A 26,510-nucleotide genomic window follows, 5' to 3' on the forward strand; every position below is an offset into this window, starting at 1 on the left:
GGAGGCAGATCACAATGGCAGTCGAATATCTTGGCCTTAGTTCCTTAAATGGCCCTCTTGCCGTCCTCGAAGGCGTTTCCGGGGCATCTTATGATGAAATCGTGGAAATGACCGTCGACGGAAAAGAAAAGAAGCTCGGACGCATTATCGAGGCGTACGAGGATAAAGCCGTGATCCAGGTGTTTGAGAGCACCGGAAACATGGCATTGAAAAACACTCATACCCGTCTCACCGGACATCCAATGGAGATCGGTGTCTCCGCCGATATGTTAGGCCGTACCTTTGACGGTCTTGGAAATCCTATCGACGGTCTGGGACCGATCTTAGCTGATAAAAAACTGGATGTAAACGGAAAGCCGTTAAACCCGGTGGCCCGTGAATATCCGCGTAACTACATCCGTACCGGTATCTCCGCCATTGACGGTTTGATGACCCTGATCCGCGGACAGAAGCTCCCGATCTTCTCCGGAAACGGACTTCCCCACGACCAGCTGGCAGCGCAGATCGTCATGCAGTCCTCTCTGGGAGACAATTCCGATGAAAAATTCGCCGTCGTATTCGCAGCTATGGGCGTCAAGTACGATGTTGCCGAATACTTTGAACGGACCTTCCGCGAGAGCGGCGTTCTGGACCATGTTGCCATGTTCATCAATCTTGCAAATGACCCGGTCGTCGAGCGTCTGATCACACCGAAGGTTGCCCTCACAGTTGCCGAATACCTCGCATTTGAAAAGGGCATGCATATCCTGGTCATCCTGACGGATATGACCTCCTACGCTGAGGCGCTGCGTGAGGTCTCCTCCTCAAAGGGCGAGATCCCGTCCCGTAAGGGATATCCGGGATACTTATACAGTGATCTGGCATCTCTCTATGAGCGCGCCGGAATCGTCGCCGGAGTCAACGGATCTGTCACACAGATCCCGATCCTGACTATGCCAAACGATGATATCACCCACCCGATCCCGGACCTTACCGGTTACATCACAGAAGGTCAGATCGTTCTGGACCGCAGCTTAAACGGTCAGTCCATCTACCCGCCGATCAGCGTGCTTCCGTCCCTGTCCCGTCTTATGAAGGACGGCATCGGTGAGGGATTTACCCGTGAAGATCATCAGGATGTGGCAAACCAGCTGTTTTCCTGCTACGCAAAGGTGGGCGACGCGAGAGCCCTCGCATCTGTTATCGGTGAAGATGAGCTCTCCCCGATCGATAAAAAATATCTGGAATTCGGCCGGGAATTTGAAAAACGGTTCATCGGACAGGATATCCATGACAACCGTACCATCATCGACACCTTAAACATCGGCTGGGAGCTTTTAGGACTTCTTCCGAGAGAAGAGCTCGACCGTATTGACACGAAGATCTTAGACAAGTATTATAAACCTGCAGACGCCGCTTCAGACGCTTCATAAGGAGGGGATCTCATGAATCCGAACACATTCCCCACCAAGGGAAATCTGATCCTTGCGAAAAACTCCCTCGCCCTTGCGACTCAGGGGTACGGACTGATGGATAAAAAGAGGAACATCTTGCTGCGGGAACTTATGGGCCTGATCGATCAGGCAAAAGCGATCCAGTCCGAGATCGATTCCACTTTTACCGCCGCCTACAAGGCACTCCAGAAGGCCAATATCGAGATGGGAATCCACTATGTGGAGGAGATCGCAGGTTCACTTCCCGTCACGGATGATATCCGGATCAAGGCGCGCAGCATCATGGGAACGGAGATCCCGCTTGTCGAGTATACACCGTCAAAAGATGAAAAACCGCCTTATTCGTTTTACAGCACCAGCGATTCGCTGGACGAGGCACGAATCGCCTTCGAGCGCGTGAAGGAACTGACCGCAGACCTCGCAACCGTGGAGACATCCGCCTACCGTCTTGCCGAGAGCATTAAGAAGACCCAGAAGCGGGCCAATGCATTGAAAAACATCACGATCCCGTCATACCAGGCACTTGTGAAGGACATCACCAACGCCCTGGAGGAAAAGGACCGCGAAGAGTTCACAAGACTAAAAGTAATCAAACGGAGTACCACGAAATGACAAAAACAGCAAAGACCATTACCTACGCCGCCGGGATCTTCACCGCGTTCTGGCTGATCATCGCGTTCCTTATCACGTCCGTTGAGGCAGTCACCTACTGGACGCCGGGATATTATGAGAAGGAATACACGAAATACCAGGTTTTAAACGATCTCCCTGAGATGACCATGGACGATCTTCTTGACGTCACCGACCAGATGATGGCGTTCCTTCGCGGAAAGCGCGAGGATCTTCACGTATACACCACCATGGGCGGGGAATACCGGGAATTTTTTAATGACCGGGAGATTGCCCACATGGAGGACGTGCAGGGACTCTTCATCGGCGGCCTGTGGCTCCGCCGGATCGGGATCCTGATCACCCTATGCTTCGCGGCCCTGGCTTATTTCCGGGGACGTAAGAGTGCGGAGCGGACAGAGGCGTTAAAGCGCCTGATCCCGAAATCCCTCTGTATCGGCACCGGCGCGGTCTTTGCTGTAGCACTGGCCCTGATCGGCATTATATCCACAGACTTCTCAAAATATTTCATTGTTTTCCACAAAATCTTTTTCAACAATGATCTGTGGGTCCTCGATCCACGCACGGACATGCTCATCAACATCGTTCCGGAAGGTTTCTTCTTCGATACCGCCGCCCGGATCGCGATGGTGTTTGCAGGGATCGTTATGGTATTTTTTGTTGGAAATCTGGTATTATATAAAAGAGCCGGCAGATAGATCTGCCGGTTTTTTTATATCATTTATCGGTTGCAGCCCTGTCTTCAAACTGCTATAATCCATAGTACGAGTACTGTGATCATTCAATCCTTCACAATTACAGGCAAAAATCCATTCCTGATCGGCTGTGCCGATGGGATTTGAGACATCAAAACAGCCGCCACGTCGGGTAAACATGGCGGCAATTTTTTCAAGGAGTTCCATGAAACGAATTTTAAGTATTTTTCTCTGTCTGACGCTGATCCTCGGCTTTTGTCCGGGACAGACGGCATATGCGGCGGCTGAGTGGCCGTCGGAGATCTCGATCTCGGCGGACGGCGGGATCCTAATGGACATCAATTCGGGAGCGGTTTTGTTTGAGAAGAACAGCCATGAACCGTATTATCCGGCAAGTATCACAAAGATCCTGACGGCACTGATCGTGATTGAAAACTGTGGGCTTGATGAGACCGTGACGTTCTCCAATACAGCGGTGAACTCTCTTGAGCCGAACTCCTCCATTCTGGGGGCCCGCGCCGGAGATACGTTAAGTGTCCGGGACTGTCTTTATGCCCTGCTTTTACAGTCCGCGAATGAGGTTGCAAACGCTCTGGCCGAACACTGCGCAGGCAGTATTGATGCTTTTGCGGAGAAGATGAATGAGAAGGCGGCGGAGCTTGGATGTACGGACTCCCATTTCGCAAACCCGAGCGGTCTGAATAATCCGAATCACTATGTATCCGCTTATGACATGGCTCTGATCGCGAAGGCGGCATTTAATAATCCGACATTTGTAGAGGTTGATTCCACAACATACTATGACGTTCCTGCGGGGAAATTAAAGCAGTACCCGGATGGCTGGCGCTACTACGCCCACCACAGAATGCTGCGGCGGAATGATTCCCTTTATTACGACGGTGCCATCGGCGGAAAGACCGGTTACACCCTGCTCGCGGGAAATACATTGGTGACATGCGCGGAGCGCGATGGAATGAAGCTCATAGCTGTCGTTCTCAATGGTCACCAGACCCATTATTCCGACACAAAAGCACTGTTTGACTATGGATTTAAAAATTTCAAGTCCGTTCCGGTTGCGGATCAGGACAGCACTTACAGCAAGGTGGCTGATGATCTGACGATCTCCGGGATCTTTTCCGGGAGTGCTACAAGACTCACGGTAAATAAAAACAGCGCGGTGACTTTACCTGCGGATGGGAGCTTCTCCGATGTGACTTCCACACTGGACTACGACCTGACTGACGATGCACCGGATGGGGCGATTGCACGGATCGATTACCGCTATGGGGATAAGCTTGTGGGACAGGCTTATCTGGAGGCGACTGTGACACAGGGATATGTGCCCGGAGCAGTGAATCAGAGCACGGATACCGCGGAGATTGAGACTGTGGCTGAAACCGTTCCTTCTAAGGCACCTGACAAGGAAACCGAACCTTCCTCTAAAAAAACGGGCAGCAATAAGACATCCTGGACCTCCTCTCCTGCTTTCGGCATTGTTAAGAAAGTCCTGATCGCTGCCGCTGTCATCGGAGCCATTGGCGGCGCCGTCTTCGGAATCATGATCTATCAGGAAAACAAGACCCAGAACGAGCGTTTTCTCCGTCATCAGCGGCGCGAAAAACGTTTAAAGGAATGGGGATATTCTTCCACAGAATTTGATATGATCATGGAAAAGCACTTAAGATCCAAGTCTGGGATTAAGCAGCCGGGATTCCGGGAGCGGCTCAGAGATCGTTTTCGGAGACGATAAGTTTTATTTTATGTAAACTAAAAGAGCAGATGTATGCTTTTTGAAGCAATACCTCTGCTCTTTTTCTATCTTTTCACATCCGTTTTTTCAGGAGCAAAGTGCTCAATTGCTGCCGTATCTTCCGGGCTGCCGCCTCTATTCCACTCCATGGAGTTTCTTCTGCCTGCTTTTCTCCGCACGGCGGATCCGGGCCTCCTCTTTTTTCAGGAAAACAGCTTCTGCACCTTCCTCATCCACCGGTTTTACCGTCTTTACGGCAAAAACTCTGCCGTCCTCCGACTTTTTCATCCGGATTTTTCCTTTCATCATACCGTGTTCCGGGCATGTCGCAAGGCAGAGGTAATAGCGCTGCCCCGAGGAAAACCAGCGGATCTTTTTCCTCAACATCCGGCGGCACTTCGTGCAGACAACATCTGTCACCCGCTTCTCCTCCATCGCCTCTTCCTTTGTCTCAAACATCCGGGACACAAACTTCGTGTACTCCGGGAAACGCAGCGTGAACTCCTCATCCTCGCTCTCCGGCGGCATATAGTAGTCCACGGACACATAGTCCTTCACAGACTCAAAATCCATGGCCCGCATCACACGTCCCGTATACTCTGCGTCGCCAAGCGCCCTATGGAACGGCGCGTCCACGTCAAGTGCAAAGGACTCCACCGCCTCATCCAACGAAATTCTCGCCTTTCCGTCCTGATAACACAGGCTGTACAGTTTCTGGACATCATAAAAAAGGAACGGTTTCGGGAACGGGATCGTCATCCCATGATAGACCATGTTCCTCTGCAGTTCCGTAAGGTCCATACTTCCCCAGGTGCAGAATATGCAGTCCTCTCCGCACCATTTAAGGAAATCCTCCATTACCGCCGCAAACGGCTCTCCATCCCGCTCTAACTCTTCGATGGAAACATGGGTCACCTCAGAGATGATCCGGTGCATCTGGCGGTACACGCAGGGACGGATGATCCGGTGAAACTCCGCGACCTTCTCACGCTCTTCATTCAGTTTTACTGCTCCGATCTCAAAGATCTCAAAAGGAAGCCGCTCCACAGACGCTTCTTTACCGCCCGGGTTCTGGTTCCATTCCAAATCAAATACAATAAAATTTTTCATAATACAAGAGTATAGCACAGTTTTTTCTGCCCGTCACTGAGAAAATTGTTGCTGTACACGGGCAGGGATCAGTCGCTTACTTTTTTCTTGCACTCTGTTTCAAATAATCCTATAATAAGCATAGTTTGAGATAGAAAAACTACAGCAACAGCGTTTCCGCCTCTGTAGGATCACTCAGGTAAGACCATCTGCTTCTGATCTGGTGCTTTTATCTGGAGATTTGCTGCGCTGGAACGCGGAAAGGATTCTTATCATGAAACACATCACAGGACTTGCGCATATCGCGCTTTTCACAAAGGATCTTGAAACATCCATAAAATTCTACGAATGTCTCGGTGGAAAGGTCACTGGACAGGCTGATGTCCAGAAGCCGCTTGGAACTAACCACATCAAGATCGTCAGCATGCCGGGCTTTGACCTCGAGATCATCGAGCCACATGACGGCACTGATGTGACCGCCCAGGGCGGTCTCTTCCCGCACATCGCAATCGAAGTCAATGACATCGACGCGGCCATCGCAGACTTAAAGGCAGCCGGGATCACAAACTTCCGGGGCGGTGTCGACAAGGCAGCTGACCTCCCGATCTTCGGCGGCATCCGCAACGCGTTTTTTATCGGACCGAACGGAGAACAGCTGGAGCTTTTACAGCATCTGTAAAATTCGGTTGACCGCAGATCATGCGGATCACTGTAATTTAAGTACATAAGTAAAGTCCCCGGATAAGGAACTACCGCAGCTGGTCAACTGACCGCTGGCACATTCCCTATCCGGGGGCTTTTTATCTTATCCCAATAACGCCTTCAAATCCTCCTCCGGTGTCGTCACCGGACCGATTCCGTAGTTCTCCACAAGGAAATTCAGGATATTCGGGGAGAGGAACGCCGGTAAGGACGGGCCGAGGCGGATATTCCTGATCCCAAGATGCAGGAGTGTCAGGAGAATACACACTGCTTTCTGCTCATACCAGGAGAGCACGAAGGACAGCGGAAGCTCGTTCACCTCGCACCCAAACGCCTCCGCCAGCGCCATAGCCACCTTGATGGCACCGTAGGCATCGTTGCACTGGCCCATGTCCATGATCCGCGGGAGACCGCCGATATTTCCAAGGTCCAGATCGTTAAAGCGGAACTTTCCGCATGCTAACGTCAGGACAATGCTGTCCGCCGGAGTCTGCTTTACAAAATCCGTATAGTAGTTTCTTCCCGGCTTCGCGCCATCGCAGCCCGCAACGAGGAAGAAATGTCTGATCGCGCCGGATTTTACCGCGTCGATGACCTGATCAGCCATGGAAAGGATCGTTCCATGTCCGAATCCTGTCATGACCTGAGTTCCGCCGTTGATTCCCGTAAACTGGCGGTCTTCCTGATATCCGCCGAGTTCCAGCGCCTTCTCGATCACCGGGGTAAAGTCTTTCTCATCATCGATATGAACCATTCCCGGATATGCTACGACCTCCGTCGTGAACACGCGGTCCGCGTAGGATTTCTTCGGCGGCATCAGACAGTTTGTGGTAAAGAGGATCGGAGCCGGGATATCCGCAAATTCCTTCTGCTGATTCTGCCATGCAGTTCCGAAATTGCCCTTTAACTGCGGATACTTTCTGAGCTCCGGGTAAGCGTGGGCCGGCAACATCTCGCCGTGGGTGTAGATGTTAACGCCTTTTCCCTCTGTCTGCTTTAAGAGAAGCTCCAGGTCCTTGAGGTCATGTCCCGTCACAACGATAAACGGTCCTCTTTCTACTACAAGCGGTACGCTGACCGGGATCGGAGTCCCGTAAGTTCCCGTGTTTGCTGCGTCCAGCATCGCCATGCAGGTGAGGTTCACCTCGCCGACCTTCAGGACCGTCGGGAGCAGGCTTTCGACGGTACCGTCTTTTGCGATCTCCCGGAGCCCCGTTAAGAAGAACTGGTTTACCGTCTCATCAGATGCCCCCAGCATCAGCGCATGGTACGCGTACGCCGCCATACCCTTTAATCCGAACAGGATCAGGGATTTCAGGGAGCGGATATCAGGGTCCATGTCCCACAACAGACCGAGATTATAATCATCCGTATCTTGCACACTTGCTGCCGCACCTGACTCTCCCGCTGCCTTTTCGCGCGGTCCTGCACTTTTCTTCACCGGCGCTGCGAGCAGCCGCTCCTTCTCCCTGTGCGTCTTCTCAATCTGCGCCCGGATCGCGTCATCATCAAAGCTTACATTCGTAAGTGTCGTAAAAAGCCCCTCGATCACCGTGCGGTACACTCGATCTCCCGGACATTCCACGCCTTCTGCCGCTCTCGCAAGCCCGATCATCGCACCTACAAGCTGGTCCTGCAGCCTTGCTGTCTCCGCCGTCTTTCCGCAGACACCCGTGCTCCCGGTACATCCCGCGCAGCCTGCGGTCTGCTCACACTGATAACAGAACATTTTTTGATCCATTTCATATACCTCCATATATTTCCCCGACTCTTCCCGCGTGACTCCAGGCAGCCCATACAAGCAGCCAACACTGTCTTCGCAGTTTTGCCGATCTCAAATTATCCTGACACGCCTGCCGTCCCTGCGGCAGCCATAACCGATAAGTCATCATGTTTCCCTGTCCGGCACCGCCGAACCATGTACACATTATATCCGCGAAATCAGCTTTCGTATGTTGTAATTACAACATTTTTAAACAGACCACCTGGAAATAATTTCCACACGTCCACCTCTCACACTTTTCGCAGACCAGAACGGATCCAGCCGCTCTTTATAATTTCCTGTGCGAATCAGGAATTTTCAGGACTTTAAAATCCATAAATTTCGCTTTTCTTTACATCCATAAACGTTTATAATGGAACAAATGCTTTATGAAAGGATTCAGATTATGTTTCGTATTCTTTCCGCTTTCAGGCGGTTAAATTCATTTCAGATCATTGTTTTAGGCTTTGCCTTCGTGATCTTGCTCGGCGCCGGCATCCTGATGCTGCCGGTATCCTCCGCGGACGGAAGCTGGACTCCATTTGTAAACGCCCTGTTTACCTCCGTCACCTCCGTCTGCGTGACCGGTCTTGTGGTCTGTGACACCGGAACCTACTGGTCTTCCTTTGGACATGCCGTAATTCTGCTTCTGATCCAGACCGGCGGTCTCGGCGTTGTGACGATCTCCGCTTCCTTTACGATCCTCTCCGGAAAGAAGATCGGTCTTTCCCAGCGGAGTATCATGGCAGAATCGGTCGCTGCCCCTCAGCTCAGAGGAGTTGTCCGCCTGACCGGTTTTATTGTAAGAGTCACTCTCGGTATCGAACTGATCGGCGCTCTCCTGATGGCACCTGTATTCTGCCGCGATTTTGGTCTTTTCCGGGGACTCTGGATGTCTTTATTCCACTCCGTATCCGCATTCTGCAATGCCGGAATCGATCTGCTTGGTGTCCGGGGAGCATATTCCTCCCTGACATCCTACGCATATGACCCGCTGATCAATCTCGTGATCATCCTGCTTATCGTGATCGGCGGAATCGGTTTCCTGACCTGGGATGATATTTACAGAAACCGGCACCATATTTCCCGATACCGGATGCAGAGTAAGGTCATCCTCTCCTACTCGCTGGCACTGATCTTTATCCCGGCTATCCTCTTCTTTTTTCTGGAATTTCAGGATATCCCGGCCGGAAAACGGATCCTTGTATCCTTATTCCAGTCGGTGACAACGCGAACTGCCGGTTTTAATACAGCGGATCTTTCCTCCATGCGGGAATCCGGCCAGTTTCTTATGATTCTTCTCATGCTGGTCGGAGGAAGCCCGGGATCCACCGCCGGCGGAATCAAGACGACCACTCTGGCCGTTCTGATCTCCTGTGCGACTGCTGTCTTTGCCAGAAAGGACAGCCCGGAAATGTTTAAACGGCGCATTATCCCCGATATTGTCGCCACAGCGATCGCGATCCTTTTCATGTATACAAGCCTCGGTATCCTGTGTGCCATGACGCTCAGCATTCTGGAAAGCCTGCCTCTTATACCGTGTCTGTTTGAGGCGATTTCTGCGCTTGCTACGGTAGGCTTGAGCTTCGGGATCACCCCGACACTTTCCGTTCCATCGAAGCTGATCCTGATCACATTTATGTTCATCGGCCGTGTTGGCGGGCTCACGATCATCTACGCGACCATGTCCGGTTACAGGATCCGGTGCGGAAAATTCCCGCAGGAAAAAATTTCCGTCGGATAATAGATAATATATTTAAGGAGAAAATTATGAAATCAATTCTTTTGATCGGTCTCGGCCGTTTTGGAAAACATGTTGCCATGCATCTTCACAACCTCGGACATCAGGTCATGGCCATTGACAGTACGGAAGAACGTGTCAACGCAGTCCTTCCCTATGTGACGGAAGCACAGATCGGTGACAGTACAAATGAGTCCTTCCTTTCCTCTCTGGGAATCCGCAATTTTGATGCCTGCATCGTCGCGATCGGCGATAATTTCCAGAGTTCCCTTGAAACGACCTCTCTCTTAAAGGAGCTCGGAGCAAAGCTCGTTGTCTCCCGCGCTTCCAGTGACGTTCACCAGAAATTTCTTCTGCGGAACGGTGCCGATCAGGTCGTCTACCCGGAACAGCAGCTTGCGAAATGGACAGCGATCCGCTTCAGCTCCGACCACATTCTTGATTTCGTCAATCTGGAAGGCGACTACGATATCTATGAGGTTGATCTTCCGGAACGATGGGTTGGCATGAGCGTAGGTGAGATCGATATCCGGAAAAAATACGGCATCAACATCATTGCCGTCCGTCGAAACGGCACCCTGGATTTCTCCGTCAAGCCGGAAACCAGCTTTGAAGAAGGCGATACGATTCTGGTTCTCGGACAGTATCGCGATCTGCAGAAATGCTTTAAGATTTAATATCCTGTTTGCTCCAGTGCGCGCCTGCGAAACCTGCCGCCGGCAGCTTCTTTTGTATGCATGGCAGCATAAAAAGCCATTTTATGGATATCTCCTGAATTCCAGGACTTTCCCATAAAATGGCTTTTTATTGACATTTTTATTTCACATCTGTTATTTATCTATCCACATATTCCCCATAAGCGATCAGCGGATCCCCTGTCTTCACGCCAAGACCTACCGTCTGGTACAGAACGATTCCCGGATAGTCTGCCCGATACTCCCGTAAAAGGTTTCCCCAGATATCTCTCACCGTTCCCAGAACCGCACCTCCCGCGAACGTATCTCCTGCGGAAAATACCGGATACCACAATCCATCTGTCTCTGCCTCCAGATACTCTGCTCTGGTCACATTTTTCTGCTGCACTGTATGAACCTCTTCACCGGAAAGAAGTCCCATGCGGATCATAATATTCTTCACATCCCGCTTATATGCCTGAACTTCGCTGTCCGTAAATTTTCCGCCGCCTCCGCGCTCCATGAGGATCGCAGGAAGACCTCTCTGACATGCGCTGCCGTACAGTTATCTGTGATATGTTAGCATAGACTAACTTTTAAGGCAAGCAATTTTTCTTGCCAATGACGGTAATTCTGGTAAAATGTAATTATCTACGACAGAGGAGTGACATCCATGGTTACATTAAATGATTATCTTTATTCCGGCGATACCATGTTCAAAATTTTGAAAAACTACAGCCAGGATCTGAAGAAAGAGGCAAAGTGTACCGGCAATGAGATCGACCTGATGCACGCGAACTTTCTGCTCCAGATCCGGGAGCTGCTCGAGCACAATGATTTCCTTACTGCCCAGTCCCAGAAGATCCGGGAATTTTATATCCATATGGCGAAGGAATATCCACTTTTGGCCTTTAACTTCAAAGGGCGCATCAAATCCCTGATCCGCGCGGAGGCAAAGTTCAACGGCTACATTGTTGAATATATCTACGATTACTATATAGAAAATAAGGCCTACCCGTCGATTTCCGAGCTCAAGCAGCGCCTCAGCTGTTTTCGGGACCTGATCGCGTACCGGATCGTGACTTCCCTGCCGAAATGCTATCTGAAAGCTGACGAATCTCAGGAAGAAGCTGACCTCCGATACCTCTACCAGATCGCCAACGAACTTCCGGGCTTTCTCGAAGAGCGGGGATTTACCGCGGAACCGGCCTACGGTGTGAAGAAAAGCACCTCGCCGTTATTAAACGATGATGTGAAGCCTTACTACCGCGACTATATCTGTGGAAATACTTCTGAGGACTACCAGTCACTCCACATCACCTTCTACGACAACAGCTCCCGCAGTTACATGGAAGTCCAGCTCCGCACAAAGCACATGGACGATATCGCCGAAATCGGTGTCGCCAACCACTTAAGCTACGAGAAGCGCCAGGAGGGCGAGCGCGCCCGCCGCGATGAGATCCCCAAGGGTGAGTGCGTCTATTTTGACGAAGCCTACGAGCGCTGCCGCCGCCTCGTCACCTTAAACCTCGCCGATCTCGACGTAAACATGTTCTCCGCCATCAATAATGGCCTCGTAAACGATGGCTGCGGTCTCTACCGCGGACGCCTGATCCTGCCCTATGAGCATTTGTCGAGACATCAGAATGAGCTGGTGGATTAACCCTCAATCACTGATCATATAAACAATTTTGTACTCCTGCAGGAGTATCGCCGAAGATCCTGTCTTACTATGGGGCAGGATCTTTTTATTTCTATCCTCACGTTATTTCACTTTCTGAACTATCATTGATATTTCTCCGGTTCTGCCATATATTTAGGTTCCGAAGTAATATTTGGATTTGCTTTTTTCGCAGAGGAACTGCTTCTGCTACATGATCCAATGGATCTTAAAGCTAAAATCCATCTACAGGAAGGGATTTCTTACATGGATATCGGAAAAATCATCAACCATCTCTCCAGCCGTCTCCGCTCCCGCTCGCAGGCAGTACACGCGAAGCTCAGGATTGAGAATGCACAGGGGAAGATCTTAAACTTTATTCTGGTGGAATCCGCGCTTCATCCCGTCTACCAAAAAGATATCGAAAAGGAATTTTCTCACCACATTACTCAATCAAGTTTATCGTAGAAAATTCCGTGAATAAGACAAAGGTCACATGACTCCCACCGATCAAAGGGTGCCAAGTGACCTTTACTTCTTCTGAATGCACTACCCAGCTTATCTGAAGCGGCAATACACTTTTACAGCATCTTCAAAATCTCATCCCGATCCAGTACAATACTCTGGATTCCTTCTCCAGACAAGATCTCCTCCGCAAGAGCACTCTTGCTCTCCTGAAGCTTTTTGATCTGCTCCTCGATCGTGTTCTCCGCGATCAGGTCATAGACCGTCACCGTGTTCCTCTGACCGATCCGGTGCGCACGGTCTGTTGCCTGATTCTGCGCAGCGACATTCCACCATGGATCGTAGTGGATCACGATATCTGCCGCCGTCAGGTTCAGTCCTGTACCACCAGCTTTCAAGGAAATACAGAACACAGGAACATCGTCCGTCTCAAAGGAATCCACAAGCCGGATCCTCTGCTCCTTCGACACGCTTCCATCAATTCGGTGATCCTCGATTTTCTCTTTCGCAAGCGCCTTTTCAATTTCATCCAACACACTCGTAAACTGGGAGAACAGAAGCACCTTATGTCCACCGTCGACTGCCTGTCTCACAAGTTCCACACAGGCATCCATCTTCGCGTTTTCACCGTGATAGTTTTCCAGAAATAACTCCGGACCGCAGCAAAGCTGGCGCAGTCTTGTGAGTTCCTTCAATACTTCCAGCTTGCTCTGTTTAAATTCCTCTTTGCTCTGCTTTTCCAGATACAGTTTCAGCCGCTTTGCGTATGCGTCATACAGCTTTCTCTGCTCTCCTTCAAGCTCAATCGTTACCGTCTTTTCAATCTTGTCCGGAAGCTCCGTGAGCACATCCTTTTTCAGTCGGCGAAGAATAAACGGATGTACCATGCTGCGCAATCTCGCACTCACTTCTTCATCTCTGTCATTCATGATCGCTTCTTCAAATTTCTCCCGGAAGCCTTGGTATCCATAAAGGAAGCCCGGCATCAGGAAATCAAAAATACTCCAGAGTTCACTGAGACGGTTTTCCATCGGAGTTCCCGTCAGCGCCATCCGGAATCCACTCTGGATCAGACGCACGCTCTTTGCCGCCTGGGTACCATGGTTTTTGATGTACTGCGCTTCATCGATCACCTGATTTGCGAACCGGATATTCTCGTAGCATGCAATATCGCGTTTCAGAAGGTCATAGGATGTGATCCAGATATCCCTATCTTCCTCATTCTGGATCATTTCCTGCCGCTCTGCCGCATTTCCTGTAATCACCTTGCAGGAAAGCTCCGGCACAAACTGGCCGATCTCTTTTTTCCAGTTGTATACAAGAGAAGCCGGAGTAACGATCAACGTCCGCAGTTCATCTCCTGTCTTTCCTTCCTCTTTCTCAGATAGCAGGAACGTCAGCATCTGAAGAGTCTTTCCAAGTCCCATGTCATCCGCAAGGATTCCGCAGAAGCCGCATCGTTTTAACGTCTTCATCCACCGGAATCCATCCGCCTGATACGGGCGCAGGATTCCCCTCAAGGATTCCGGGACCTCATCATTTGCCTCTTTTGCTGTATCCATATTAAAGAGCAGCTCTTTGTACTTCCGATTCTCCTCAAGGCTAATCCCATCCCGGTTCTTCAGCATCTCGTCCAGATAAAGTGCCCGGAACGCCGGAATCTCCATACTCGCCGGATCTTTCTTTCCATACTGTAAAAAGGTCTCAGCAAGAACCGCCCACTCCTTCTGTTTTTCCGGATCTGTTGTCATAAAGCTACCATTTTTCAGGCGGAAAAATTTCTTTTTATTTGAATATAACGACAGGATCTCCGCAAGCTCATCCTTTGTCATATCCGGCGCCTGAATCGACATATAAAGAAGACCTGTATCCATGCGGATTCCGATATCCACCGATGGCAGCTTCCGCACCTTCAGTTTCTGAAGCGCGTCCGAAATAAATACTTCCCCGGATTTTCCTAACTCCGTCACACTCTCTGTCAGAAAATGATACAGCTCCTCCGGACCGCCGGAGAGGCACATTGACTTGTTGGTCTCATCATAAGCATTGAAATATTTTCCGGTCACTCTCCGCAGCTCTTCCTCAAATCCGTTGTTTCTCACGGAACGGTCTGTCTCATCATAAAGAAGATATTCTTTCCCGCTTCTGTCATACCTGCATTTTACCTGGCAGGAGATGATCTCATCCTGAGAGATATCAAGATAGATCGATACTTTCGGGATCTCCGGACGATACTCATCCAGCGCAAATCCCGTTGTCTGGATCTCTGTCTGATCCTCAATTGCCGGAAGCATCTGCCCAAAAAACAGGGGAAGTTCTTTATTTCTGATATAAAATTCCGACTTTCCAGACAATAGCTCCAAAATTTCTCCCAAACGTCCACCCTGCTGATTTCTGGTACGGCTGACCCTGTCTCCTGTCTGAAAATAGATCCAGTCTTCCGTCTTAGCAAGGATAAAAAAGCTTTCCGTCTTTAAAAGCATTCCATATGGCTGCCTCTCCATGGAAATCTCCGGTCCCGCACCATCAAGTCTGATTCTTACCTGATCATCTCCGACATAGCATGGAATCTCTCCCACATTTTCCATCCATGCGTCAAGATCGCGTCCTTCCAGATAAACATATCTCTCATTGTAACTGCCACTCGTGCGCAGAAACATAGTTGAGAAATATGGTGTGCTCTTTTTATGACGGTACTGTCCCAGCAGAAGCTCCATCGCTCTCCGCCCATCCATGTCAAACTGGTCAAGCGATGAAAGACAGTCTGTCTTTCCGATCTGGTACACTCTTCCCTCATCGCAGGATCTAAACAATTCCAGCATGCTTTTTACCACATACCTTCTCTTACTTCCGATCTTCAGCTCCAGGGAGACACCACCCTTTTCTTTCGCCAGATGGCATTCCATATGAAGTTCCGTGTTTGTCGCAAGTTCCGCCAGCGGATCCATATTCCCGACCTGGGGCATGTTCAACATTTCAAGAAGATCCTGATCCGTTTTTCTCAGAACTCCCGGAACAAATGGATCCGGTACTCCGGCCTGCTCCGCCAGCTTCTTTTCGATTTTTGTTCCCCGGAAAATTTCCGTTCCCCAATGATCCATCAGATATTGGGAGAGAAGCGCGGTGACATGATGGCAGCAATATCTGTTCCTATTAAATTCTGAGCAGCTGCAGTTTGCCGAGATCCATTCCCCATGTGTTTCATCCACGTACACGTTGCATAACGCGCTCTGCGTATTGGAATCATTCTTCCAGACTGCCCTCAGTGAAAAGATCTTATCCCCTGACTCATAGGGAATCCCAGCCTCCCTCTGCTCGTTTGCCAGCATCTTAATCCTGATATCTTTTTTAGGCTCCGCCAGAGCCTGCTCCAGCCCATTGACCTGCTCTGTCTCATTGAAATCTCTCTCAAAATGTCTAAGATCGTAAACTATCTCATTCTTTGTCCCCACGCCTCTCACCTTCTTCCACAGCAATTCTTGTATTTCTTTCCGGAACCGCACGGACACGGGTCATTCGGATATATCTTCTTTTCGACCCGTACTACTTTTTTCTTTGTCACCGCACGGTTGATCTCCGTCTCCGTATATCCTCCCAGTGGTATTTTCCTCACCGTCCGCTGCGCACGTTCAAGAATCTCCATGATATCGCCAAGGTATGAGGATCTTCTGCCCGATAATAATGCCTTCTGAAGATACCCGGTAAGCTCTCCCGCCGGAATTCCTGTATGTATCGCTTTTTCTAGTTCCCCAACAATAAATCTTCCGTTCGTTCTCTCACAGCGGTATTTTCTCTCCATCATGTCTATCAGCGCTTCCCTGTCTTTTTCCGAAAAGCCGATACCGGAAATTGCGATATCCTCGATCTCCGCCTTTGTCGGAACATAATGGAACCGGTCTGACGTAAGAAATGACCGATATAACAGCTTTACAGAATTGGAGGAAACACTCTGCGAATCATAGTAGACTTCCATCCCCACTATCTTTTTGATATTATACTGGAGTGCGCACTGCATCGCCTGTTTCCAGAAAGTTCCTACCCGCTCTGCCGCATTTTGCTCCGGACACATGATCTTATAAAATTCAGTCACCAGCTCCCGGTCCGCAAAGCCGTAAAGCCTGCATGCTGCCAAAAAGCAGGTCTGCTCCGCATGGTCCTTTATGTATTCTCTTTCTTTTCCGCTCCCCAGCCAGTTTTCAAAAAATTCCATGAATTCTTTTGCCAGTATCGTGCGATACCAGTAATTCTCATCAACAAGACGGTTCCTGCTTAAAACCGGGAATGTTGTATCCACCGCGTCTCCATTTACAAATTTACTGCCCTGAATGCAGAGCTCTTTGACCTGAAAATACTCAGTGATTCCCATTGTCTGCATGATATTTTCCCAGAAATCTGATTTTCCTGCTTCTTTTATGATCCCCTTTTCCAGCTCCGCTTTTCTCAGATAGACATTGACGGGAAGCTTGTTTTCTTTTATTAATATTTTCAGATCCGCAGCCGTACCGGAATCCAGCAATGATTGCCACGGTGTCGCAATTTCCCAGGCAAAGTCCGGCACCACAAGTTCCGGGGCGAATACCTTACTGATCTCCTTATTCAGATATTTTTGAAAGCGCTCCGCCTCTTCAGGCGCAAACGCAGGATAACCAAATGCCGTCTTTCTTGTCCGCCTTGGAATTATCCTGTATCTTTCGAGAATCGGGGCTGTCTCCCCGGATCCATCAAACTCCTCAAGGACTTCCAGATAAATCGGTGTGATCGATTTGTTCGCATAATTTACGGTCAGGAGATCTCTGACGTGGATCCGGTCCTTAAGCTTTGTCTCCGGGGACTGGCTGGCCCCCGCCTCATTTAACAGACTTCCTCTTACATCCCCATATTCATATACAATACGGACAAGTTCCAGAAGTTCTCCCACCGTTTTTTCCGAATCGATCCGCACCTCACGGATCTGCTGTGGGTTTGTCCTCGCCGCCGTCATTTTTATCCTGAACATCCTCATTATTTTTCTCCCAGCTGCCTGACAGGCACCTCTGTCTGTGTATTTTTCTCTCTAAATTTTAAAAAAAGGAGATAACTCTTCCTCAAGCTATCTCCTTGTCCTATATTCAGAATTATATGTACTTTTACAGTTTCCGTCAAGATATTTGTCTTCTACACCAGATTCTTCATATCCTTAAACGCCGTCCGCTCCATCTTCTCCCGAAGGTCATTCCTGATCTTCGCGAAGTCCTCACGGACAAGCTTCTTTTCTTTTACGAGGCACTCACCCGCAACATAAACATCTCTCACATTCGATGCAATCGCGCTGTACACAAGTGCCGAATACGGGTCGTATACCGGAAACATATTCGGGGAGTCGGTCTCTACGAGGACGAGATCCGCCTGTTTTCCGGGCTCGATGGAACCGGTGATGTCACCGAGTCCTAACGCTCTTGCTCCCTCGATGGTCGCCATGGAGACGACCTCTTTTGCCGGGAACGCGCTGCGGTCGTGGAGCTCATTTTTGTGGAAGTTCTCACACATCCGCATCTGGATGAACAGGTCTAACGTATTTCCGCTCGCCGGACCGTCGGTGCCGAAGCCGACGGACATGCCGTGCTTATGCATCAGTGACACCGGGGCTACGCCCTTTGCGGCCTTCGTGTTGGAGGCGATGCAGTGGGCCACAGACGCGCCATGCTTCGCGAGGATCTCCACATCATGTTCCGTCGTGCGGATGCTGTGGGCCGCCAGCGTATTCGGACCGAGGACACCGATATGCTCCATAAACTCGATGGGCGTCATGTTATACTGTTCCCTTAACTGGGTCATCTCGTAGTCCATCTCCGCCACATGGAGCGTAAATACAGTTCCCGCCTTTACATCCTCCTCATAGGCCCGCTTTAAAGTCTCCGGGCTGCAGGTCGTCGTTCCGTGGGGCGTGATCGCTCCGGAAACACGCGGGTGATCTTTGTATGCTTCGATCAGGGCGATTCCCCGCCTGATGGCCTCATCCGCGTTCTTACTGTCGCAGGAATCCTTTTCCATCACCGTCTCACCGGCGATTCCGCGGATCCCCATCTCGTCCATGACCTTCGCCACGACTTCCTCGAAATAGTACATGTCAAGCACTGTCGTCACGCCGGAAAGCAGCAGCTCGCCGATGGCGTATCTCGTGGAAAGCCTGGCCATCTCCGCGTCCATAGCCTGGTTCTCCATCGGGAGCAGGAACACCCGCAGGCGGTCCTTGCAGTCGTCCCCGAGACCGCGGAACGGGATCATGCCGAGGTGGCAATGGGTGTTTACGAGGCCTGGGATCACGATAGCGCGCTTCGCGTCGATCTCCTCGAAGGTCTCGCCAGCTTTTAAGATCCCCTGCGCAGTAAGCTCCTGAAGCGTTTTCTCAAGCTCATCTTCCGGACCTGCTGCCAGGATCTTCGTATCCTCAAACATTACATAACCATGATCCCAGACATCACCTGCCGCGTTCATCGTCACAACAATGCCGTTTTTGATAATCTTCTTCATCGTTCTAATTTCATCCTTCATAATTTCGATCTGATCCGGCTCTTCCACTATCCGGGGAGAAAACCGGCGGCGGGCCGTAAAACTACTTCCCGTACTTCTCAACCAACGGCACATGTTCCTGCCCCGGCACCGTCAAAAGCCCGTGATCCGTGAGCTTTAACTTCGGTGAAACCGGCAGACAAAGCGTGGACATGGACATGATCACGTTGTTGTTCACATATCCGAGACCTTCCATCGCCGCCCGGACTTCTTTCAGTTCCTGTCCGAGGACCTCGATCGGCTGATCCGAAACGATGCCGCCGATTGTAAGTCTCGCCTCTGCCAGGGATCTTCCTTCAGAGAACACCACATATGCCCCCTGGAGCTCCAGGACGCGCCTCTGGGCCAGTTTCATATCGTTCTCATCTGTTCCCAGGACAAACAGGTTATGGCTGTCGTGGGACCACGTGGTGGCCACAGCACCCGGTTTCGTCAGCGCTCCTTCCACAAGACCATATCCGACATTTCCATTCTTGCCGTACCGCTCGAAAACGACTGCAAGGGTAAGTCCCGCCGACTTCCAGTCAAGCACACCGTCCTTCACCTCGACTCTGCGCTTCACCGGCGTGGTAGCCGTTCCGAAGGTGCCGATCTTCATGACATTGACTTCCGCCCATTTCGCGTCTGGATCTTCCGCCTTTAACACAAAGTCGGAGATCTCCGCCGGACGGCAGTTGATCGTGTGGTAGAACGGATCAGGGAAACTGCATGCCGCAGCTTCTGCCGCACCGCACACCTCATCAGCCCTGCAGTACACACACTTGCCCTTCTTATAAACCACCACCGGCTCGATCCCGTCCAGACTGTCAAGCAGCATAAAGTCTGCGATCTTTCCCGGCGCGATCATCCCTCTGTCATCCAGATGCATCCGCCGCGACGGTGTCCAGGTCGCGCAGTAGATTGCCTTCTCCATCGGCATCCCCGCCTTCACAGCCGTCTCGATGATCTTATTGAGATGTCCGGTCAGAAGCTTATCTGCCATCGTGTCATCCGTCACCAGCGCCACATTCTCATAGAGTTCATGATCGCAGACGGTCTTCACGACCTCCGGTGTCAGGGATTTGAACTGCAGCTCCAGAAACATCCCAAGCTCCGTCTTCTCCATCACCGATTGCGGTGTCTGCTGGGTGTGGTCCGCATCAACACCTTCATAGATAAAGCGGTTAAGATCTGCCCCCGTAAGTCCCGGGCAGTGTCCCTCGATCCTTAGATTCTTTCCTGCGTTCCGGCACACATCGATGAGGTCCCTCGTCCGGCTCTCGCCTTCCGCTGAGAGATCCTTATAGTTCATGATCTCTCCAAGGCAGAGAACTCCATCTAAGGATGCCATCTCAGAAATTTCCTTTACACCAAGGGCCGCCCCGGCTGTCTCTAACTTCTCATTTGTCGCCGGTACACTGGACGGGATCGCCCAGAAAATGTCCTGCTTCGTCTTCTGCGCCATAAAAGCACGGATGCCGTCCATGCCGAACACATTCGCCATCTCGTGGGCATCGGCAACCACCGTTGTCACTCCATATGGAAGCGTGATCCTGGAAAATTCGCCCGGATACGTCATCGAGCTCTCGATGTGCATATGGATATCCACCAGACCTGGCAGCATGTATCTGCCTTTGCCGTCCCGCTCCTCAACTCCCGGATATGAAATTGCAGGGGAAATGCAATAAAACGTTTCCCCTGCAACTGCCACATCCCGTTTTTCAAAGCACTGTCTGAAGGTCTGATAGACCATGACATTTTTCAGAATGAAATCGGGTCTCATATAAATTTCCTCATTATTAGTTGTTGATCGTTCTGTTCCACTGGTCGATCCAGTTATTTAAGATCGGGTTTACGAAAGCGTAGTCAACAACTTTAACCTTCTCAGCTGCATCGCCGTAAGTCATGTTCTGGGACTCTTCCTCAGTGAATGTAACATCCATGTTGGTCGGAGCTTCGTTTAATGCCTTACCTGTCTTTGTCTGGAGCTCCTCGCTGATGCGGTAGTTGATGTACTCGTAAGCAAGCTCCTTGTTCGCACAGTTCTTTGTTACGTTGATGGTGTTGAAGTTTGCGTAAGCTCCGTCCGGTGTTACATAAACAAGTGTCGGGTTTGCTGCTACGATCGTCGGAACGCCGAAGTCGCCGACAACAGCTGCTGCAACCTCACCGGATGTGAACATGTTGATCAGGTCGGAAGACTTTGTGTATGTCTTAACAAGGTTCGGCTTTAAGTCAGCAAGTGCCTTGAAAGCTGCCTCGCCGTTATCAGTTGTCACATCAACGCCTGCATGGTCACTTGCAACATAAACCATAGCCGGTCCGAATGTTGTTGTGATCTCCGGGATGGAAACCATGCCTGCAAGGCGCTCGTCCCAAAGGTCGTCAAAGCTTGTGAGCTCAAATCCTGTAAGCTCCGGGTTGTAGATGATACCGATGCTGTTGATGGTGTACGGAACACCCTGCCCTGCCTCTGCAATCTCCTTTGCAGCCGGAATTAACTTCTCAGCGTTCGGGATCTTGCTTAAGTCGATCGTATCGAAAAGTCCCTCGTCAGTGCCCTTCGCTGTCATAGCCTGGGAGAGCTCGATCACATCGATGGTGGAGTTCGGGTCTGCCGCTAACTTTGTATAACGGTCGTTTGTGCCGCCTGTCTCAGTAACGATCTCACAGCTGAACTCGTTCTCAAACGGTGTGTAAACCTCTTCTTCGGAGATATCTTCGCTGAGGCCGTATGTGGATAATACGAGCTTCTGTGCGTCTCCGGAAGCTGCCTTTGTCTCTTCTGCGGAAACTGTGGTCTCAGAACCTGCTGCCTGGCTTCCTGCTGCTGTGGTCTCTGTTGTGGATGCGCCGCCGCAGGCGGTAAGCATCATTGCTGTGCAAAGTACAACTGCTGCTGTTTTTTTCATGGTTTTTCTCCTCTTTCTCTCTTTTGAGATAATATTTCTTCGCGTTGACAGGATCTCTGCCCGCGCGATGGTTCACTAAGTTAAATTTTTATTTTCTCACCAGGATCAGCTTGTCCTTCGGGAGATACAGGCGGATCTTTTCGCCCTCTTTGTAAACATGGTCGGTACCCATATTGACCTTTAAGACTCCGGCTGAAGTCTCGACCTCGTACTGGTAGCTCTTTCCGAGGAAGGTGCGGACGCCGATCGTTCCGCTTAAAACATTCTCTGTCTGGATCTCATCCGCCAGACAGATATCATCCGGCCGGATCGTTCCTGCAAAGTTTTCACAGTCAAGATCCATGGAAGTTAAGAACTCACTTCCGTCCGGCGCTGTGTAGACGCCGTCCCGCTTTTTCGCAAGCTCAAGGAAGTTCTCGAAACCGATGAATCTCGCGACGAACTCTGTCGCCGGTCTCCTGTAAATGTTCTCCGGTGTGTCAAACTGCTCGATGACACCGCCGTTCATAACGGCCACCTTGTCGGAGATGGAGAAGCATTCTTCCTGATCATGTGTAACGAACAATGTGGTGATTCCAAGGCGCTTCTGGAGTCTCTTGATCTCCACACGCATGGAAAGTCTTAATTTCGCATCAAGGTTGGATAACGGCTCATCTAAGAGCAGTAACTTTGGCTCGATGACAAGTGCTCTCGCGAGGGCAACTCTCTGGCGCTGTCCGCCGGACATCTGCTTCGGGAAACGGTCGGCAAGCTCTGTCAGGCCGCAGACCTCAAGGATCTCCCTGACCTTCTTGTCAATCAGGTCCTTGTCCATCTTTCTTGTTCTGAGCCCGAACGCTACATTGTCATAAACACTTAAGTGCGGGAACAGGGCGTAGCTCTGGAATACCAGGCCGAACTGGCGCTTGTGGACCGGGACCTTTGTCATGTCCTCTCCGTCTAATGTGAAGGTTCCGCCCTGCGGGTCGATAAAGCCTGCAACGACGCGGAGTGTCGTGGACTTGCCGCAGCCGCTGGGACCTAAGAGGGATACAAGCTCGCCCTCCTCGACTTCCAGATTCAGCCCCTTTAAGATCTGTTTCTTTTTATCGTAACTTACGTCGATTCCATTTAAACTCATAAAAGCCATGGTCATATTCTCCTTATTTTGCCAGGGCTGCGATACCCAGTGTGCGGTCTACGATCACCATGATGATCACGGTAGCTGCCATTAAAAGTACGGAAACCGCCGATACGGTCGGATCATAGTTGTATTCAATATAGTTCATCAGTGTCGACGGGAATGTCGAAACGCCCGGTCCGGATAAGAACATGGACACCGGAATGTTGTTGAAGGAATTGATGAACGCCAACATGAACGCGGAAGAGATTCCGGAAGTCACGTTCGGGAGAACGACTTTGAAAAACGCCGCTCCCTTCGGACATCCGAGGCTCCACGCCGCCTCCTCGATGGAAAAATCGAACTGTTCCATGGAGGAACCGACAACACGGATCACATACGGAAGTGTGACCATGAAATGTCCTGCTAAAAGTCCCGCAAATACCGGGATCCGGAGTGTCAGGATCAGGCACTGGTACATAATAAAGCCGATTACAATTCCCGGAACGATGGTCGGGGAAAGGAAGATGGACTTTAATAACTGCTTTCCTTTTAAACCGGATCTCGCCAGCGCATAAGCCGCCGGGATTCCGACCAGAAGAGAGATGCATGTCGCGAGGAGCGCAACCTCAAGGCTGGTCAGGAATGATCTGCGGAAAGACTTTAGCGCGAACACGTTCGCGAACCATTTCGTCGAGAAGGACTCGATCGGGAATGTGATGGCGCTTCCACCGCCGAATGCTGTTACGGTGATGATCAGTAACGGGATCATCAAAAATGCAAATACGATCGCTGCCCATATGGTCAGCACTTTATTTTTACGCATAATCTTCACCTCTGCGGTCCAGCCGTGCGGCCAGAGCGTTAAATCCTTTGATCACAACCAGGGTTACAACGATCATGATGAGGGCGATCACGGACGCGCCGGTCCAGTCACTGACGGACATCGCTCTCTGGTAGATCAGGGTCGCCATGACCATGTTGCTGTTGCCTCCTAATAACTGCGGCGTCGTGTAAGCTGTCAGGGTTCCGGTAAATACCAGAATACCGCCGACGATGATTCCAGGAAGACTCATCGGGAAGATGACCTTCATGAATGCTTCCGTTCTTGAAGCTCCGAGGCTCTGTGCCGCCTCCATCATGTCATCATCGATATTTTCCATAACACCGGCAACTGTCACGATCATTAACGGAAGAAACAGGTAGACAGAACCAATGATGATAGAAAAGTCGGTGTATAAAAGCTTCATCGGCTTCTCGATCAGTCCCATAGCGATCATTGCCTTGTTGATGATCCCGTTGCTGCCGAGAATATTGATCCATGCAAAGCTTCGGATAACGGAGTTCGTCATCATCGGGAAGATCGATGCAGAGAGGAGAAGTCCTCTCCACTTCTTATCACAGCGGCTGATGAAATACGCCGTCGGGATACCGCCCACCATACAGACAAAGGTGGTGATGACCGCGATCTTCACGGTTCTCAAAAAGATCTTTCTGTAATACTCGTCCTTAAAAAAGTCCACGTATGCGCTGAACGGGTAATCTCCCGTAAACACGCTTGGAACCAGAACGCGAAGCAGCGGGATCATCAGGAACAGAAATAAGATCACCAGTCCCGGAACCAGCATGCACCATGCACTGCTCTTTTTCATTGGTTTGCCCCTTTCTTAACTGTGCGTGATAAGTTTTAATTAGTGTTTCTTATAAATATTTGTTTTTTCATCAATTACACTTATATTTTACATTCATTATAAAAAGTGATATACTATACGTCAAATACATATTATCTATAATTTTTATGCAGTAAAGCTATGAGGAGGCCCTGTATGGAATTAAAAGAAGCCCGCTATATCCTGGCGATCGCCCGCCACCAGAGTATCGGCAAAGCCGCCGAATCTCTTTATATCTCCCAGCCGTCCCTGAGCAAGTACTTAAAGAACCTGGAAGAACGTCTCGGCGCTCCGCTGTTCAGCCGCCACGAGAACCGCTACTACCCGACCTACATGGGTGAACGCTACCTTCACTACGCCGAACAGATCGTTGCCTGCGGTGATGAGTGGATGCAGGAATACGACGATATCGCTCACCGCCAGCGCGGCCGCTTAAACATCGCCGTGCCGATCATGATGGGCAGCACGCTGATCGAACCAATGTTGGCGCCGTTTCATAAACGATACCCCTATGTGACCTTAAATATCATGGAAGCTGTAAATTTCATTGCGGAGAACAGTCTGGAGACCTCATCCATCGACCTGACTCTTTACAATATCCATGAATTTCCCGAGACCATGGACTACCAGATCCTGCGCTCTGAGGAGATTGTTCTGGTCCTGCATGAAAACCATCCTCTCGCCGCAAAAGCCATCACACGCCCCGGCTTCCGCTACCCGTGGTTAGATCTTTCCCTATTAAAAGAGGAAAACTTCATTCTCCTCTACCCGGACCAGAACACCGGCGGCATCGCTCTGGATCTCTTTAAAGAGTACAACATCAATCCACCGGTCTCTCTCCACACGAGAAACTCCTCCATGTCGATCCATCTGGCTATGGACGGCGTCGGCGCTGCCTTCGCCCCGGAGAGCTATTTCCACCATGAAAACCAGTACACCGGAAACCGCGCCCTCTGCTTTTCCGTCGGCCATAAACCGGCCCTCACAACTACCATCGCCGCCTATCGGAAAAACCGGTATCTGCCGCAGCATGCGAGGGATTTTCTGGAAATGATCCGGGAATATTGCCGTGAGAAATAAAACGTTCTCCCAGAAATTTATATCCATCTGCAAAGTGCGCCGTCTGGCGCACCTCGTAAAAGAAGCCGGACAATCTCTTTCAGTATCCGGCTTCTTGCTGCGAATCTTCTGGCACCTTTAGCTCTGGTAAACAAACAGACGGTTCATTCCCTCCTGCCACGGGTATTCGAATTCCAAATATATGATCTCTTTCCCAAAACGTGCAAATTTTTCTTTCCAATAGTTTGTAGTTGCCTGTCTTAATCTCATAATATGATCTTTTTCATAAATATTATTACCCGCATTTTTATATTCAAAGCTTTCAAGCTCTTCTTTTGAATAGTACGGATTCATCTTAATAAACCAATATCCGCCGGGCTTCAGCACCCGTTCCAGATCATCGATCACGGTTGTTGATATGTCCTTCGGCATTACATCCAGAACATTGGACAGGATCACTCCATCAAACGACATGGGTTCCACCTTTAAATCCAGATTTCTCAGATCCACCGATATACATTCCTCAAAAACCCGGGTTCACATTTCTATTTCCTGCTCATATGCTTTCTTCAAAGCTGATCATCTCCAATATGAATTTTATCTCTTCGTTGTTTGGCAGTTTAAAATCTCTCTAAGATTTC

22 protein-coding genes are annotated in these 26,510 nt (G+C 50.2%); 10 read left to right on the forward strand and 12 right to left on the reverse strand.

The annotated features are described in order from the left end of the window. Positions 1-14: 14 nt before the first annotated feature. The 4 genes from DW826_RS02885 (at position 15) to DW826_RS02900 (ending at position 4,508) form a co-directional block, all read left to right on the forward strand. On the forward strand, positions 15-1,412 hold the full coding sequence (locus DW826_RS02885; protein WP_015552849.1) for a V-type ATP synthase subunit B: 1,398 nt from the start codon (positions 15-17) through the stop codon (positions 1,410-1,412). A 12-nt stretch (positions 1,413-1,424) separates the two neighbouring features. Further along, positions 1,425-2,045 carry a V-type ATP synthase subunit D gene (locus DW826_RS02890; RefSeq protein ID WP_117471000.1) on the forward strand — a complete coding sequence of 207 codons (621 nt, stop codon included), beginning with the start codon at positions 1,425-1,427 and terminating at the stop codon, positions 2,043-2,045. Then, complete coding sequence (locus DW826_RS02895; RefSeq protein WP_117551970.1) at positions 2,042-2,761, forward strand: TIGR01906 family membrane protein; 720 nt, start codon at positions 2,042-2,044, stop codon at positions 2,759-2,761. Before DW826_RS02890 ends, DW826_RS02895 begins: the two co-directional genes overlap by 4 nt. Before the next feature lie 202 nt (positions 2,762-2,963). Continuing rightward, positions 2,964-4,508, forward strand: a complete 1,545-nt coding sequence (locus DW826_RS02900; protein ID WP_117551971.1) for a D-alanyl-D-alanine carboxypeptidase family protein — start codon at positions 2,964-2,966, stop codon at positions 4,506-4,508. A 135-nt stretch (positions 4,509-4,643) separates the two neighbouring features. Here DW826_RS02900 and DW826_RS02905 read toward each other — a convergent pair whose 3' ends face one another. After that, complete coding sequence (locus DW826_RS02905) at positions 4,644-5,618, reverse strand: 3'-5' exonuclease (protein WP_117503610.1); 975 nt, start codon at positions 5,616-5,618, stop codon at positions 4,644-4,646. A 253-nt stretch (positions 5,619-5,871) separates the two neighbouring features. Here DW826_RS02905 and DW826_RS02910 point away from each other — a divergent pair, with 253 nt between their 5' ends. After that, the gene (locus DW826_RS02910) at positions 5,872-6,276 is read left to right on the forward strand and encodes a VOC family protein (RefSeq protein ID WP_133304030.1); all 405 of its coding nucleotides are present in this window, start codon (positions 5,872-5,874) and stop codon (positions 6,274-6,276) included. 126 nt (positions 6,277-6,402) lie between these two features. On the opposite strand, the gene hcp is transcribed toward DW826_RS02910, so the two are convergent. After that, positions 6,403-8,040, reverse strand: coding sequence for a hydroxylamine reductase (gene hcp / locus DW826_RS02915; RefSeq protein WP_021904012.1), 1,638 nt, complete (start codon positions 8,038-8,040; stop codon positions 6,403-6,405). A gap of 427 nt (positions 8,041-8,467) precedes the next feature. On the opposite strand from hcp, the gene DW826_RS02920 reads away from it, so the two are divergent. Both DW826_RS02920 and DW826_RS02925 read left to right on the forward strand, forming a co-directional pair. Continuing rightward, on the forward strand, positions 8,468-9,805 hold the full coding sequence (locus tag DW826_RS02920) for a potassium transporter TrkG (RefSeq protein WP_117471006.1): 1,338 nt from the start codon (positions 8,468-8,470) through the stop codon (positions 9,803-9,805). A 26-nt stretch (positions 9,806-9,831) separates the two neighbouring features. After that, positions 9,832-10,479: a TrkA family potassium uptake protein gene (locus DW826_RS02925; RefSeq protein WP_117471007.1), complete on the forward strand. Its 648-nt coding sequence runs from the start codon at positions 9,832-9,834 to the stop codon at positions 10,477-10,479. Between the two features lie 157 nt (positions 10,480-10,636). On the opposite strand, the gene DW826_RS02930 is transcribed toward DW826_RS02925, so the two are convergent. Continuing rightward, entirely contained in the window at positions 10,637-10,999 is a 363-nt protein-coding gene (locus tag DW826_RS02930) for a hypothetical protein (RefSeq protein WP_242994026.1), read from the reverse strand. Positions 11,000-11,149: 150 nt separating this feature from the next. On the opposite strand from DW826_RS02930, the gene DW826_RS02935 reads away from it, so the two are divergent. Then, the gene (locus tag DW826_RS02935) at positions 11,150-12,139 is read left to right on the forward strand and encodes a guanosine polyphosphate pyrophosphohydrolase (protein ID WP_117551972.1); all 990 of its coding nucleotides are present in this window, start codon (positions 11,150-11,152) and stop codon (positions 12,137-12,139) included. Positions 12,140-12,403: 264 nt separating this feature from the next. Further along, the gene (locus DW826_RS02940; protein WP_117483827.1) at positions 12,404-12,604 is read left to right on the forward strand and encodes a hypothetical protein; all 201 of its coding nucleotides are present in this window, start codon (positions 12,404-12,406) and stop codon (positions 12,602-12,604) included. Between the two features lie 113 nt (positions 12,605-12,717). Here the strand turns inward: DW826_RS02940 and DW826_RS02945 are convergent, their stop codons facing one another. The 8 genes from DW826_RS02945 to DW826_RS02980 form a co-directional block, all read right to left on the reverse strand. Next, entirely contained in the window at positions 12,718-16,053 is a 3,336-nt protein-coding gene (locus DW826_RS02945; RefSeq protein WP_147327123.1) for an SNF2-related protein, read from the reverse strand. A 5-nt stretch (positions 16,054-16,058) separates the two neighbouring features. Then, positions 16,059-17,603 (reverse strand): SEC-C domain-containing protein, encoded by a 1,545-nt coding sequence (locus DW826_RS18520; protein ID WP_242994027.1) that lies wholly within the window; start codon positions 17,601-17,603, stop codon positions 16,059-16,061. A 152-nt stretch (positions 17,604-17,755) separates the two neighbouring features. Then, the gene (locus DW826_RS02955) at positions 17,756-19,111 is read right to left on the reverse strand and encodes an amidohydrolase (protein WP_117551974.1); all 1,356 of its coding nucleotides are present in this window, start codon (positions 19,109-19,111) and stop codon (positions 17,756-17,758) included. Positions 19,112-19,193: 82 nt separating this feature from the next. After that, the gene (locus DW826_RS02960; protein ID WP_117551975.1) at positions 19,194-20,912 is read right to left on the reverse strand and encodes an adenine deaminase C-terminal domain-containing protein; all 1,719 of its coding nucleotides are present in this window, start codon (positions 20,910-20,912) and stop codon (positions 19,194-19,196) included. A 16-nt stretch (positions 20,913-20,928) separates the two neighbouring features. Further along, positions 20,929-22,041, reverse strand: coding sequence for an ABC transporter substrate-binding protein (locus tag DW826_RS02965; protein ID WP_117551976.1), 1,113 nt, complete (start codon positions 22,039-22,041; stop codon positions 20,929-20,931). An 88-nt stretch (positions 22,042-22,129) separates the two neighbouring features. Then, positions 22,130-23,170 (reverse strand): ABC transporter ATP-binding protein, encoded by a 1,041-nt coding sequence (locus DW826_RS02970; protein ID WP_117483823.1) that lies wholly within the window; start codon positions 23,168-23,170, stop codon positions 22,130-22,132. Positions 23,171-23,183: 13 nt separating this feature from the next. Next, positions 23,184-23,966, reverse strand: coding sequence for an ABC transporter permease (locus DW826_RS02975; protein WP_117551977.1), 783 nt, complete (start codon positions 23,964-23,966; stop codon positions 23,184-23,186). Next, positions 23,959-24,792 (reverse strand): ABC transporter permease, encoded by an 834-nt coding sequence (locus DW826_RS02980; RefSeq protein WP_015552826.1) that lies wholly within the window; start codon positions 24,790-24,792, stop codon positions 23,959-23,961. Before DW826_RS02980 ends, DW826_RS02975 begins: the two co-directional genes overlap by 8 nt. 174 nt (positions 24,793-24,966) lie before the next feature. Here DW826_RS02980 and DW826_RS02985 point away from each other — a divergent pair, with 174 nt between their 5' ends. After that, complete coding sequence (locus tag DW826_RS02985) at positions 24,967-25,890, forward strand: LysR family transcriptional regulator (protein ID WP_117504407.1); 924 nt, start codon at positions 24,967-24,969, stop codon at positions 25,888-25,890. A 117-nt stretch (positions 25,891-26,007) separates the two neighbouring features. Here DW826_RS02985 and DW826_RS02990 read toward each other — a convergent pair whose 3' ends face one another. Then, positions 26,008-26,379: a class I SAM-dependent methyltransferase gene (locus DW826_RS02990; RefSeq protein ID WP_117504405.1), complete on the reverse strand. Its 372-nt coding sequence runs from the start codon at positions 26,377-26,379 to the stop codon at positions 26,008-26,010. Positions 26,380-26,510 lie beyond the last annotated feature (131 nt).

The organism is Clostridium sp. AM34-11AC (assembly GCF_003435375.1).
Taxonomy (GTDB): domain Bacteria; phylum Bacillota; class Clostridia; order Lachnospirales; family Lachnospiraceae; genus Pilosibacter; species Pilosibacter fragilis.